The sequence below is a fragment of the Sporosarcina ureae DSM 2281 genome (genome assembly GCF_000425545.1).
GTDB classification, from domain to species: domain Bacteria; phylum Bacillota; class Bacilli; order Bacillales_A; family Planococcaceae; genus Sporosarcina; species Sporosarcina ureae.
The window spans coordinates 44,119-59,012 of the sequence record NZ_AUDQ01000005.1 but is presented as its reverse complement, the minus strand read 5'-3'; the positions used below and the strand labels follow the sequence as shown (position 1 = coordinate 59,012).

General features: G+C 45.9%; 10 protein-coding genes. 9 read left to right on the top strand and 1 reads right to left on the bottom strand.

Annotated elements, in window-relative coordinates; all coding sequences use genetic code 11:
• Positions 1-582 (top strand): cob(I)yrinic acid a,c-diamide adenosyltransferase, encoded by a 582-nt coding sequence (locus tag H605_RS0106475; protein WP_029053482.1) that lies wholly within the window; start codon positions 1-3, stop codon positions 580-582.
• Between the two features lie 41 nt (positions 583-623).
• On the top strand, positions 624-893 hold the full coding sequence (locus H605_RS0106470; protein WP_029053481.1) for a hypothetical protein: 270 nt from the start codon (positions 624-626) through the stop codon (positions 891-893).
• A 189-nt stretch (positions 894-1,082) separates the two neighbouring features.
• Here the strand turns inward: H605_RS0106470 and H605_RS0106465 are convergent, their stop codons facing one another.
• The gene (locus H605_RS0106465; protein ID WP_029053480.1) at positions 1,083-2,282 is read right to left on the bottom strand and encodes an iron-containing alcohol dehydrogenase; all 1,200 of its coding nucleotides are present in this window, start codon (positions 2,280-2,282) and stop codon (positions 1,083-1,085) included.
• A gap of 418 nt (positions 2,283-2,700) precedes the next feature.
• Between H605_RS0106465 and H605_RS0106460 the strand changes: the two genes are divergently transcribed.
• The 7 genes from H605_RS0106460 to icmF all read left to right on the top strand — a co-directional run bounded on the left by H605_RS0106460 (position 2,701) and on the right by icmF (position 13,690).
• Positions 2,701-4,929, top strand: coding sequence for a (Fe-S)-binding protein (locus tag H605_RS0106460; RefSeq protein ID WP_029053479.1), 2,229 nt, complete (start codon positions 2,701-2,703; stop codon positions 4,927-4,929).
• Between the two features lie 156 nt (positions 4,930-5,085).
• Positions 5,086-6,276, top strand: coding sequence for an acetyl-CoA C-acetyltransferase (locus H605_RS0106455; protein ID WP_029053478.1), 1,191 nt, complete (start codon positions 5,086-5,088; stop codon positions 6,274-6,276).
• A gap of 15 nt (positions 6,277-6,291) precedes the next feature.
• On the top strand, positions 6,292-7,143 hold the full coding sequence (locus H605_RS0106450; RefSeq protein WP_029053477.1) for a 3-hydroxybutyryl-CoA dehydrogenase: 852 nt from the start codon (positions 6,292-6,294) through the stop codon (positions 7,141-7,143).
• A 32-nt stretch (positions 7,144-7,175) separates the two neighbouring features.
• Complete coding sequence (locus H605_RS0106445; RefSeq protein WP_029053476.1) at positions 7,176-8,270, top strand: acyl-CoA dehydrogenase; 1,095 nt, start codon at positions 7,176-7,178, stop codon at positions 8,268-8,270.
• A 321-nt stretch (positions 8,271-8,591) separates the two neighbouring features.
• Complete coding sequence (locus H605_RS0106440; protein ID WP_029053475.1) at positions 8,592-9,731, top strand: acyl-CoA dehydrogenase; 1,140 nt, start codon at positions 8,592-8,594, stop codon at positions 9,729-9,731.
• Between the two features lie 15 nt (positions 9,732-9,746).
• Positions 9,747-10,364: a TetR/AcrR family transcriptional regulator gene (locus tag H605_RS0106435; protein WP_029053474.1), complete on the top strand. Its 618-nt coding sequence runs from the start codon at positions 9,747-9,749 to the stop codon at positions 10,362-10,364.
• Between the two features lie 68 nt (positions 10,365-10,432).
• On the top strand, positions 10,433-13,690 hold the full coding sequence (gene icmF, locus H605_RS0106430; protein WP_029053473.1) for a fused isobutyryl-CoA mutase/GTPase IcmF: 3,258 nt from the start codon (positions 10,433-10,435) through the stop codon (positions 13,688-13,690).
• Positions 13,691-14,894 lie beyond the last annotated feature (1,204 nt).

The following is a 14,894-nucleotide window of genomic DNA, read 5'->3' as shown; positions in this document are numbered from 1 at the left end:
ATGAAAATCTATACGAAGACTGGCGATAAAGGAACAACTAGTTTAATTGGTGGACGCGTCGCGAAAGACGATTTGCGCGTCGAAGCATACGGCACGATCGATGAACTGAATTCATTCATCGGTAAAGCGATGACCGAACTTGACGGAGAGAAGTTTGCAGATATCCTAACTGATCTTGAAACAATTCAAAATGAATTATTCGATGGTGGCGGCGACTTAGCGAACGTTATGAAAGAGCGTCATTACAAGCTCGGCGAAGAACCTGTCACAGTTCTCGAAAACCGAATCGATAAGCTAATGGAGGAAGCGCCTGAACTAGAACGCTTCATCCTGCCAGGCGGCTCACCAGCTGCAGCAACATTACACATCGCGCGTACCGTCACACGCCGCGCCGAACGTGTAACCGTCACGTTGATGAACGCAGCAGACGACGTATCGCCGGTTGTGGGACGCTACTTGAACCGTCTGTCGGACTACCTATTCGTAGCGGCACGCATCGTGAACGCTCGACTCGGCATTTCAGACAATGAATACGTCCGCAGCGCAAAAGTATTCCGCACGAATGAGAAAAAAGATAAGTAATTATGAGTAAACAAGGCCCCCCCTGGTAGTGCCAGGGGGCCTTGTTTTTTCGTGGTGTGGCGTTCAATGTTTCTGCGTGTCCGCTCATTGTCGAGGCTAAAGCGCTCAAAGTGTCTGCGTGTCCGCTCAATGTCGAGGCCAAAGCGCTCAATGTATCTGCGTATCCGCTCAAAGTCGAGGCTAAAGCGCTCAAAGTGTCCGCGTATCCGCTCATTGTCGAGGCTAAAGCGCTCAAAGTGTCTGCGTGTCCGCTCAATGTCGAGACTAAAGCGCTCAAAGTGTCTGCGTGTTCGCTCAATGCCGAGGCTTAATCGATCAATGCGTCTGCGTGTCCGCTCATTGCCGAGGCCAAAGCGCTCAATGTATCAGCGTATCCGCTCAATGTCGAGGCTAAAGCGCTCAAAGTGTCCGCATATTCGCTCATTCTCCAGACCAAAACGCTCAATGTATCCGCCCATCCGCTCTATCCAACCCCGCATCCGCTCAATCCCCAAACCACATCAAACCCGAATCACCTCATACAACTCCGTAAACTCTCTCTTACTCAAAATCTTCGGTACAGGATACAACGGATTCGCTTCTGCAAAGGCGCGTTTGACCATTAACGGAATATCTTCAACCATAATTCCATCCACCTGCTCCGGGATATTCATCGCATGATTCAACGCCCGAATTTCCTCGATAAACTTCTCGGCCTTCATTTGCCTCGTATCCGAATGGCTGGTAATACCAATTAAATCAGCCAACTCGGAAAGGGGGTCGTATACACTTTTGCCGTAATACTCGAGCACGTGTGGCAAAATAATCGCATTCGCTAACCCGTGTGGCATGCTGTAAAATCCGCCGAGCGTGTGTGCAATCGCATGGACATTTCCAACATACGCCCTTGTAAATGTTTTGCCTGCTAAATAAGAAGCCCATTGCATATTCGTTCGCGCAGTCAAATTATCTCCATTTCTATAGGCTTCATATAAATTTGAGAATACGAGTTGCACTACTTCACGGCTATCATTCCACGTTTCATTCGTATTACTGTTGCCAATATACGCTTCCACTGCATGCGTTAACGCATCCATTCCAGTAGCGGCGGTAATCGCTGGCGGCAATTTCATTGTCAATAATGGATCGAGTACAGCGTAGTGGGGGATCAGTGACGTATCATTGATCGCATACTTCTCAAGCGTCTCACTATTCGTCACGACTGCAGCAAGCGTTGCTTCACTTCCTGTTCCCGCAGTCGTAGGTACCGTGAACAACGTAGGGATTTGCTTGCGCACGTGGAATAAACCTTTCAACTCGGGAATCTGTTTCTCAGGTCTCGCAATTCTTGCACCTACTGCTTTTGCACAATCAATCGGAGATCCACCACCAAACGCAATGAGCGCTTCGCATTCATTCGCTACGTACAAACCGCGCGCTTCTTCGATATTGACTATCGTGGGATTCGCGACAGTTTGGTCATACACCAAGTATTTGATGCCGAGTGAATTGAGCCCAACTAGCATGACGTCTAGTAAACCTAGCTTGGCGATGTCGCGATCCGTAATAATGAGCACACTATGAATTCCAAGACTTTTCACTTTCCCCGCAAGGCCTTCCAAACTACCAGGCCCGACTAGCAGCTCAGGCTCTCGCCAAGGTAAATAGTTCATTCCTGCTTTGAGTCCTTTTTGAACTGACCGTGCATACAATCGATACATAACAAAACCCCTTTCCAATGTTAGCAACACATTATGAAAACGTTATCATGAAATAGTCAAATTTGCTATATTCAGATATAATGAAAATAGAGTATTGTAATATCCTAGATAATAATGTGCTAGATGTGTAGAGAATATAATTTTGCTAATTTGGAACGATTCCAGGTCCTATATAAATTTGTAAATTAAAGTAACATAACGATAAAGCCTATAATAGCGGGACTGTGTGAGAGAATAATCACAAAAAATAAAAAAATGCTTGACAAAAAGGTCTTTCAACCATAGTAAGAAAATAAAAAATAAACTTTTAAAAACTGTTGACTGAATGATCATTCATTATTACACTAGATATAGAATAGTATTGAAAGCGGTTTCTTAAAGGGGATCTCAAGTAGAAGAAATGGAAGGGGAATAAGAGATGAATATACTACTCATCGCAAACTGGATTTTATTTGTAGCAGTTGTTGTATACGGCTTTGGTCTATTCCTATATCTATTAAAAACTCGCTACGAATTCATCCGACTGGGGAGAAAAGAAGAATTCGACAATGACGTCAAAGCGCGTCTAAAGAAAATTTGGGTGTATGTATTCGGACAAAAGAAACTATTGAAGGATAAAAAGAGTGGGGCCATCCACGTCATGTTCTTTTATGGCTTCCTACTCGTTCAATTCGGCGCAATTGACCTGATTTGGAAAGGCTTAAAGCCAGGATCACATCTACCACTTGGCCCGTTGTATCCGGCATTTACATTCTTTCAGGAAATTGTCGTATTCGTCATCTTAGTAGCGGTCGTATGGGCATTCTACCGTCGTTACATGGAGAAACTAGTTCGTCTAAAGCGCGGTTGGAAATCCGGTCTAGTTCTCATATTTATTGGACTACTTATGCTTTCCACACTGGTCGCTAACGGGGCGAACATGATTTGGCATAATGAAGGCACTACATGGACAGAGCCTATGGCATCGCTCATCGCAACTGTATTCAGCGCTGTTCCAACAGGCGTAGCCGTTACCATATTCTTTGTTGGCTGGTGGGTACACTTACTGACATTGCTGACGTTCCTGGTGTATGTACCACAATCCAAGCACGCGCACTTGATCGCGGGTCCAGCAAATGTTTATTTCCACCGTTTAGATCACGCGGGACGTTTGAAGCCGATCGATTTTGAAGCGCTTGAAGAAATCGAAGACGAAGACGATATGCCGCCACTTGGTGTAGGCAAGATCACGGACTTCACACAAGCGCAAATGATCGACTTCTATGCATGTGTAGAATGTGGACGTTGTACAAATATGTGTCCGGCAACAGGTACAGGTAAAATGCTGTCACCGATGGACTTGATCACGAAGCTACGTGATCACTTAACAAACACAGGTGCTGTCATGACGAAGCAACAGCCATGGGTACCTCAATTAATGTTTAAAAACTCACAAGGAAATCAATTGGCACTCGCTGCTACGGCAGAAGGAATGACAATGGACGAACTATACAATCCTTCATTGATCGGTGACGTCATCACAGAAGAAGAAATTTGGGCATGTACGACGTGCCGTAACTGTGAAGATCAATGCCCGGTAATGAATGAACACGTAGATAAAATTATTGATCTTCGTCGTTATCTTGTTATGACGGAAGGAAAGATGAACCCAGATGCACAGCGTGCGATGACCAACATCGAACGTCAAGGTAATCCATGGGGCCTTAACCGTAAAGAGAAAGAAAACTGGAGAGATGCACGTCCAGACTTGCACATCCCGACTGTGAAGGAAGCGAAAAAAGCTGGAGAAGACTTTGAATACTTACTATGGGTTGGTTCTATGGGTGCGTTTGATAACCGCTCACAGAAAATCGCTCTATCGTTCGCACATTTATTGAATGAAGCAGGGGTAAGCTTCGCGATTCTTGGTAACAAAGAGAAGAACTCGGGAGACACACCACGTCGTCTCGGGAATGAATTCTTATTCCAAGAGCTCGCAACAGCAAATATCGCAGAATTTGAAAAAGCGAACGTCTCGAAAATTGTTACGATCGATCCGCACGCATACAATATCTTCAAAAATGAATACCCAGATTTTGGACTGAAAGTCATCGTTAAACACCATACCGAGTTGCTACACGAACTGGTCATGGCAGGCAAGCTAGTACCGAAATATGAAATTGATGAAGTTATCACATTCCACGACTCTTGTTACCTAGGTCGCTATAACGACGTCTACGATCAGCCGAGAGAAATACTTAAAGCAATTCCAGGCGTACAGTTGGTAGAAATGGAACGTAACCGTGAAGACGGCATGTGTTGTGGAGCGGGTGGCGGTATGATGTGGATGGAAGAAGATACGGGTCAGCGCGTCAACGTAGCACGTACTGAACAAGCGCTTGAAGTTAGCCCAGGAATCATTTCATCTGGCTGTCCGTATTGCTTGACGATGTTGTCTGACGGAACGAAAGCTGTTGAAGTCGAAGAACAAGTCGGCACATACGATATTGCTGAACTATTGGAACGCTCGATCTTTGGAGAATACCAAACAGTCGCTGAACCTGAAGAAATAGTAGAGTCGGAAGAAGGGATTCTGGAGCCTGAGTTGGCTGTAACGGTTGAAACAGAGGATGAAACACCGGAAACCGACGATAGAAAACAAGATTGAAATTATTGCGAATTTCGTGTAAATACCGTACAATTAAGATATCTAAAACGCTAACAATTCAATAAACTATTAATAAGAGGGTCTAAACGCCCTCTTATTTAGTAGTAAGATATCGAGCGAGCGTTCAGTCAGTAAACTACTAGGGGGAATAGAGGAATGAGAACAGTGATATTACAAGGTGCTAGAACACCATTTGGTAAATTAAGCGGTGCATTGCAAACACAAACAGCAAGCGATCTAGGCGGTATTGCCATCAAGGAAGCGCTTGCACGCGCTGGCGTACAAGGCGATCAAGTAGACGAAGTCATCATGGGGACTGTTTTACAAGCAGGGCAAGGCCAGATTCCTTCCCGTCAAGCAGCTGTTAAAGGCGGCATTCCATACGGTGTCAAGACTGAAACGATCAACAAAGTATGCGCTTCTGGAATGCGCAGTATCACACTCGCTGATCAGCTGATCCGTCTTGGGGATGAGACAACGATCGTCGCTGGCGGTATGGAATCGATGACCAACGCACCGTATTACGCAAATGTCCGTTCAGGCTTGAAAATGGGCGATAGCACATTAGTAGACGGCATGATTTATGATGGACTGACGTGTTCATTCTCCGAAGGCAATGTCCACATGGGCACATACGGAAACAGTACAGCTAACGACTTTACAGTAAGCCGTGAAACGCAGGACAAATGGTCATTACGCAGTCATGAACGTGCACTTGAAGCGATGGAAAAAGGACTATTCGCAGAAGAAATCGTAGGAGTCAGCATTCCACAACGTAAAGGTGATCCAATCCTCGTGACAGAAGATGAAGGCCCGCGTAAAGGTAGTTCACTCGAAGCGTTGGCAAAGCTCCGCCCAGCTTTCGGTAAAGACGGAAGTGTCACAGCTGGAAACGCACCCGGCATCAACGATGGTGCATGTGCGGTTGTGTTAATGAATGAAGATGAAGCGAAGAAGCAAGGCAAAGAACCGCTTGCTGTTATTCTAGGTCACGCGGAAGTTGCAATTGAACCGGAACGTTTCCCTGAAACACCAGGTCATGTCATCAAGGCGTTACTTGAGAAAACAGGTAAAACGGCAGACGACATTGATCTTTACGAAATCAATGAAGCATTCGCAGTCGTTGCGCTTGCAAGTTCACAAATCGCTGAATTGGACGAAGAAAAAGTGAACGTCAATGGTGGTGCGGTCGCACTCGGTCACCCGATCGGTGCAAGTGGAGCGCGTGTCGTTCTGACATTGGCGAATGAACTAAAACGTCGCGGTGGTGGAATCGGTATTGCAGCAATTTGTTCAGGTGGCGGCCAAGGCGATGCCATCATGATCGAAGTACCAAAAACTAACTGATCGGGGGCATTCCAGATGACAATTGAAAAAGTATTCGTAATCGGGGCAGGGCAAATGGGCGGAGGGATTGCTCAAGTTTGCGCCCAGGCAGGCTATCAAGTAACTCTGCACGATATCAATGAAGAAGCATACGACCGAGGTTTTAAGGTCATCACGAAAAACTTAGAACGCAACGTGGAAAAAGGACGTATGACAGAGGAAGAAAAAGAAGCAGTACTTGGTCGTTTCACGAAATCACTGGATATGCAAAATGCCAAAGATGCCGACATCGTCATCGAAGCGGCAGTTGAAAATATGGCAATTAAAACAAAAATCTTTGCAGAGCTAGATGAAATCACACCGGAACACACGATATTGGCAACGAACACGTCTTCGTTACCGATCACGGAAATCGGTGCAGCTACTAAACGTCCAGGAAAAGTGATCGGCATGCACTTCATGAATCCGGTACCGGTCATGCAGCTTGTCGAAGTCATCCGTGGACTTGCTACAGATGATGATGTCTACGAAGCAGTCGAAGAGATGACGAAAAAGCTCAGCAAAACACCGGTTGAAGTGAATGACGCACCAGGATTTGTTGCGAACCGTGTGCTAATGCCGATGATTAACGAGGCCATCTTTACATTGTACGAAGGTGTCGCAACGAAAGAAGCAATTGACGACGTCATGAAAATGGGAATGAATCATCCGATGGGGCCTCTGCAACTGGCAGATTTCATTGGACTCGACACATGTCTCTACATTATGGAAACATTGTATGAAGGATTCGGCGACTCGAAATACCGTCCATGCCCATTGCTGCGTAAATACGTTAAAGCAGGTTGGCACGGCAAGAAAACTGGACGCGGTTTCTATTCATACGAATAAAGGAATTAAGTTGAAAGCAAGAGGTGAAGAGGATGGATTTTACATTAACAGAAGAACAACAAATGATGCGCCAAATGGTTCGTGATTTCGCAAAGAACGAGATCGAACCTTGGATTCCCCGGATGGAAGATGGAGAATTTCCGCGTGAACTACTAGAGAAAATGGGCGAGCTTGGATTGATGGGAATTACAGCGCCTGAACAGTATGGAGGTTCAGAGATGGACTTCCTGTCATATATCATCGCGATTCACGAACTATCAAAAGTCAGCGCTGTCATGGGGGTCGTGTTGTCTGTCCATACTTCTGTTGGAATGAATCCGATCCTTTACTTCGGTACGGAAGAACAAAAGAAACGCTACTTGCCGAAAATGGCATCCGGATCAGATGCAGGTTCATTGAAAACGAAAGCGAAGCGAGTCGACGACCACTACGTGATCAACGGCTCCAAAATGTTCATCACAAACGGTGGGGAAGCGGACGTCTACATCGTATTTGCTAACACGGCTCCTGAAAAAGGAACATACGGCATCACCGCATTCATCGTCGACCGAGACACACCGGGATTATCTATAGGTAAAGACGAAAAGAAAATGGGCCTTCACGGCTCTCGAACCGTCGCACTCAGCTTCGACAATATGAAAGTACCAGTGGAAAATAGACTAGGTGAAGAAGGCGGCGGCTTTAAAATCGCCATGGCCAACCTCGACGTCGGCCGAATCGGCATCGCCGCTCAAGCGCTAGGCATAGCAGAAGCCTCACTAGAAGCCGCGGTTGCCTACGCAAAAGAACGCGAACAATTCGGCAAACCCATCGCAGCCAACCAAGGCGTAGGATTCAAACTAGCCGACATGGCCACCGCAACAGAAGCGGCCCGACTACTAGTCTACCGCGCAGCTTGGTTACGTTCAGAAGGCAAACCATGCGGCAAAGAAGCCTCCATGGCCAAACTATTCGCATCCCAAGCATCCGTAGACAACTCCATAGAAGCCGTCCAAGTATTCGGCGGCTACGGCTACACAAAAGACTATCCAGTAGAACGCTACTTCCGCGACGCAAAAGTATGCCAAATCTACGAAGGCACAAGCGAAATCCAAAAAGTAGTCATCGCCAAACACCTAACAAACTAAAGTTAGAAGCGCTTAGGGGAGCGCATGGCGCGGTACAGACGAATTTTGGCACGGTGACCTACAACAACTTACAAATTTAATGATGTCAGTTTGCTTTAACAAGTTATAAGTAGGGATTGGAGTGGAAGACAGGGCGACTCCGGGAGGATCAGCGTGCGCCTTGAGACCCTGGACTGAACGAAGTGAGGGAAGCGGCTCAAGCCACGCCCTCCGGAAAGCGTCCCTGTCTGGAACTCCAATCCCCAAACCACAAGCCAACATCAAGCCTTACTATTTCCAATGAAATTTTCATTAACCAACAAACAAAAGGGTGGGAGAACAATGGACTTTAAATTATCAGAAGAACACGAAATGATCAGAAAAATGGTGCGCGACTTTGCACAAAAAGAAGTAGCACCAACCGCAGCACAACGAGACGAAGACGAAACCTTCGACATGGACATCTTCCACAAGATGGCCGAACTCGGACTCACAGGCATTCCGTGGCCAGAAGAATACGGCGGCATCGGCAGCGATTACCTAGCCTACGTCATCGCAGTAGAAGAACTATCCCGTGTCTGCGCATCTACAGGCGTCGTCCTGTCTGCACACACATCTCTAGCAGGATGGCCACTATTCAAATACGGCAACGAAGAACAAAAACAAAAATACTTACGCCCACTTGCAGAAGGTTCAAAGATGGGGGCATACTGCTTAACGGAAGCAGGCTCAGGATCAGACGCAGGCGGCATGAAAACTACGGCAAAGCTTGACGGTGACGACTACGTGCTTAACGGCTCGAAAATCTTCATCACCAATGGCGGAATTGCTGACACATATATCGTCTTCGCTGTAACGGATCCAGAATCCAAACATAAAGGAACAAGCGCATTCATTGTAGAAAGCACATTCGAAGGATTTTCTGTAGGTAAAAAAGAAAGAAAACTGGGTATTCGTTCATCCCCGACAACAGAAGTCGTATTGGATAACTGTCGCGTGCCGAAAGAAAACCTTCTAGGAGCAGAAGGTGATGGGTTCATTATTGCAATGAAAACACTTGATGGCGGACGCAACGGAATTGCCGCGCAAGCAGTAGGAATTGCACAAGGCGCATTGGATGCTGCAGTCGACTACTCAAAAGAACGTGTACAATTCGGCAAGCCCATCGTGGCTAACCAAGGCATCAGCTTCAAACTAGCGGATATGGCGACAGCGACAGAAGCATCTCGTCTGTTAACATACCAAGCAGCATGGCTCGAATCGAACGACCTGCCGTATGGTAAAGCATCTGCTATGGCAAAATTAATGGCTGGTGACACAGCGATGAAAGTAACAACAGAAGCAGTTCAAGTATTTGGCGGCTACGGTTATACAAAAGATTATCCGGTAGAGCGCTATATGCGTGACGCAAAAATCACGCAAATTTATGAAGGTACACAAGAAATTCAACGTCTCGTCATCTCGCGTATGCTGACGAAATAACAGGAGGTCTATGCAATGCCAAAACATGAAGTGAAATCTACCGTCAAAGACGAAGAACTCGTTCAGAAGCGACGTGAACAAATTAGCCGGGGCGCTGTGAAATTGTTTATCGATAAAGGATTCCACAGGACGACTACACGTGAAATCGCCAAAGAAGCGGGCTTCAGTATTGGCACACTGTACGAGTATATTCGGACAAAAGAAGATGTCCTTTATCTCGTCTGTGACAATATTTATAATGAAGTCAAGTTTCGTTTATCTGAACTCGATAACAATGACAACACGGTAGAAGGGCTACGTGTGGCGATTGCACGGTATTACGAAGTCATCGATCAAATGTCGGATGAATTTCTCGTCATGTATCAGGAGTCGAAGTCGTTACCAAACGAAGCGCTTCGTTATGTACTCACTAAAGAACTGGAAATGGTCGAGCAATTTGAGATCATCATTCGTAAATGCATGGAAGCTGGGAACCTACACATCGGACCGGATGAAGTATCATTGACCGCACACCACATCCTCGTATCTGGCCAAATGTGGTCATTCAGAAGATGGGCGTTGCGCAAACAATATACGTTACAACGCTATACGAAAATACAAACTGATCTAATTATCAAAGGCGTAGAGAAGTAAATAACTTGCGGACTCCGCCATGAAAACCTTCGTGGCGGCGGTCAGCATGTACGGAAGGTGGAAGGCAAATGGTAACTGAGGAAATCTATAAACCGAAACACCATATTCGTTTCGTGACGGCATCGAGTTTATTCGACGGGCATGATGCATCAATCAATATCATGCGCAGAATATTACAGGCAACCGGAGCGGAAGTTATTCATCTCGGACATAATCGATCTGTTGAGGAAGTTGTAAACGCTGCCATTCAAGAAGATGTGCAAGGAATCGCTATGTCATCCTATCAAGGTGGTCACGTGGAGTATTTCAAATACATGCATGACTTGCTGAAGGAAAGAGGCGCTTCTCACATTAAAATATTCGGCGGTGGTGGAGGAGTCATCATCCCGAAAGAAATCAAAGAGTTGCATGAATACGGCATTGAATGGATCTTTTCACCGGAAGACGGTCGGAAACTAGGTCTGCAAGGCATGATCAATAAAATCATGGAACTATCGGATTTCTCCACGACTCCCGAAAGCGAAGAGGCTAATCTGGAACAACTGACAGCAGAAACACCAGGGATCCTAGCCAATTTAATTACCTACGTAGAAGAAAAGCATTTGAACAAAGATGACGCGACGGAGCAATTACTCGACCATGCACGTTCTATGTCCAAGCAAACACCAGTACTCGGTATCACAGGTACAGGTGGAGCAGGTAAAAGTTCCTTGACGGATGAATTAATTCGCCGTTTCTTGCGTGAATTCCCTGACAAAAGAGTAGCAATCCTTTCTGTAGATCCAACAAAGCAAAAAACAGGCGGTGCGTTACTTGGCGACCGGATTCGTATGAATGCGATTTTTAATAACCGTGTTTACATGCGTAGTCTCGCAACACGTGGATCACGTTCCGAGCTGACAACCGCTATCCATGATGTACTCGATGTCACAAAAGCAGCTGGCTATGACTTGATTATTGTAGAGACGAGTGGGATCGGGCAAGGGGATGCGCGCATTACGGATGTCTCCGATGTTTCGATGTACGTTATGACAAGTGAATTCGGTGCACCGACACAGCTTGAGAAAATCGACATGATCGACTTTGCTGACTTAATTGTTATCAATAAATTCGAGCGCAAAGGTTCCGAAGATGCATTGATTCAAGTACGCAAGCAGTATCAGCGTAGCCATTTGCTATTTGATCAGGATTTAGAGACAATGCCTGTATACGGAACGATTGCAAGCCAGTTTAACGATAAGGGTACCAACACACTTTTCGCAGCGCTTGTTGAAAAAATTAACAACGCAACGGATTCGGATTGGACGACAAGCTACACAGACTTCGTGACGAATCAAAAGCAAACCGTAATCATTCCGCCCGACCGAAGCCATTACTTGCGTGAAATCGCTTCCACCGTTCGTAACTACCATGCGAAATCCAAACAGCAAGCAGAGCTGGCGCGCCGCGTCTTCCAATTGGAAGGTGCAATTGAAGCCGTGAAAGAAGCCGATTCTAATGAAGCATTGCTAGATTCATTGAATAGCTTGAAAGAAGGCATCGAGGAGCAATTAACAGGCGAATCTAAGCGTGCTTTGAAAAACTGGGAACCTTTGAAAGAGTCATACGAGCAGGATGAATATGTGGTGAAAATCCGCGACAAAGAAATCCGTACGACGCTTAATACCGTTAGTCTATCTGGCTTGAAGGTTCCGAAAGTGGTCTTGCCGCAATATAAAGATTATGGAGAAATCCTACGCTTTGTATACAGCGAGAATGCTCCAGGATTCTTCCCGTATACTGGAGGTGTCTTCCCATTCAAACGTGAAGGAGAAGATCCGCGCCGTCAGTTCGCTGGAGAAGGAACACCTGAACGTACAAATCGTCGTTTCCACTACGTATCAAAAGATGACGATGCAAAACGTTTATCTACAGCGTTTGACTCTGTCACGTTATACGGAGAAGATCCTGACGAGCGTCCTGATATTTACGGAAAAGTTGGCGAGTCTGGTGTGAGCATCTGTACACTAGAAGACATGAAAAAGCTCTACGACGGCTTCGATCTTTGCGCACCCACAACATCTGTTTCTATGACAATCAATGGACCGGCACCCATTATTCTAGCGATGTTCATGAACGCAGCAGTCGATCAGCAAGTACGTAAAAAAGAAGAAGAGCTCGGACGGACACTTACTGTCGAAGAGTTCACTGAAGTACGTGAAATGACATTCCAAACAGTTCGTGGAACGGTTCAAGCGGATATATTGAAGGAAGACCAAGGACAAAATACATGTATCTTCTCTACAGAATTTGCATTGCGTTTAATGGGCGATATCCAGCAGTATTTCATTGATAAAAAAGTTCGTAATTATTATTCTGTATCCATTTCGGGCTACCATATCGCAGAAGCAGGGTCCAATCCGATTTCGCAGCTAGCGTTCACACTCGCAAACGGCTTCACGTATGTGGAATATTACTTGAGCCGCGGCATGCATATCGACGACTTTGCACCAAATCTATCGTTCTTCTTTTCAAATGGACTCGATCCCGAATATACGGTAATTGGTCGCGTGGCACGTCGCATTTGGGCGGTTACGATGCGTGACAAATACGGAGCCAATGAACGTAGTCAAAAGTTGAAATACCATATCCAAACATCCGGCCGTAGTTTGCATGCGCAAGAAATTGATTTCAACGACATTCGCACAACATTGCAGGCATTGATGGCATTGCAAGATAACTGTAACTCGTTGCACACGAATGCTTACGACGAAGCCATTACGACACCGACAGAAGAGTCAGTTCGTCGTGCGATGGCGATCCAAATGATCATCATGAAAGAACACGGCTTGTCGAAGAACGAAAATCCGCTTCAAGGGGCTTACATCATTGAAGAAATGACAAGTCTCGTAGAAGAAGCGGTATTACAAGAATTTGATCGACTGAACGACCGTGGCGGCGTACTGGGCTCTATGGAGACGCAGTACCAGCGAGGTAAGATCCAGGAAGAATCAATGTATTACGAAATGAAGAAGCACTCAGGCGAGCTGCCGATCATCGGTGTCAACACATATTTGAACCCGAATCCGCCGTCTGAGGAAGATATCGACAATATGGAATTGGCACGTGCGACACAAGAAGAAAAAGAGTCACAGATTACCAATTTGCGCGCGTTCCAAGCTAAACATGCTGACGAAGCGGGGCAAGCGCTTGCTGATCTTCAGGAAGTGGCGATTACAGGGGGCAATGTCTTCGCTGAGTTGATGAAGACGGTGCGAGTAGCGAGTCTCGGACAAATTACGAATGCGCTTTACGAAGTAGGCGGGCAGTACCGCCGTAATATGTAATTGCATCTCAAAGGGGATGTCACAGAAGCCACCACTTCTGGCGGCATCCTCTTTTGTATGGGCTAAGTGCGTGGGATTGCAACTCCAGCTGGGGACGCGTTCCGGAGGGCGTGGCTTGAGCCTCCTCGTCCGCTTCGCTCCCTGCGGGGTCTCAAGGCGCACGCTTATCCTCCCGGAGTCGCCCCAGCTTCCGTTGCAATCCTTATGTAAAAAGTGGAAGGAAACGGAATATTTACTGGCGATGTAGTGTGAATTATTGTTGTCTTTGAACTTATTTAAGGTCAGGTACTGAATGGATGATGAAACTAATTTCAGTGAGTAACGATATGTCTCTCTCATTAGCAATGTAGATATTGGAGTGCAGGGGGGCGAATCCCACGGGAATAGCAATTGCTTCTCCGAGTAAAAGCAAAGCGTGGAATCACTTCATTGCAATTGTCTTAGCTTACGTTTCAATTATACGTTTATTTCAGAATCACTTACTGCCGCTAGTCAGTAAATCCGTAATGTCTCTGACAAAAGTTAAGTTACGGACGGAATAAGTACAAATGTTAGGTACTAAATCAATTACGAGAGCAGCTTCAGTGAGCAACAATAAGTGGCACCCGCTCTCATTGTAAGGGATTGGAGTGTAGAGCGGCGACTCCCGCGGGAATAGCATGAGCCTTGAGACCCCGCAGGTAGCGAAGCGGACGAGGAGGCTCAAGCCATGCCCGCAGGAAAGCGCCCGCTCGGAACGGAAATCCCCATCCCAACAGCCATGCCAGCCACTCTATCTCAAATATCCTATGAAACTTAATCCATTACGCAAAATTCTTTCCCTATCAAAGTGGATAATTTAGTAAGTTAGTCAGTATAATGAGAACAACAAAGAAAAGGGACGTGCTGAATGTGAGATGGTACTATCATGCAATCATAATAGCTCTCTTAATTACACTCACACTCTTCTTCTACAACAGCGGACTCGGCATAATCCCCTTCACCATCGGGGCGGTCTACCTGGGGTATTTGACCATTACTGAGTATAGAAATATAAAGAGAAGTAAAAGAATGTAGCATATTGGTAGAAATAACGTATATAATGTACACTATGCTTATATGCTACAAGATAAAAACGTCGATCGGCCAAATCATTCACTGACTTGGTCGGTTCCGCGTGTGATTGATAGAAGAAAGGACGTGCCATACATTGAATATCCATGAC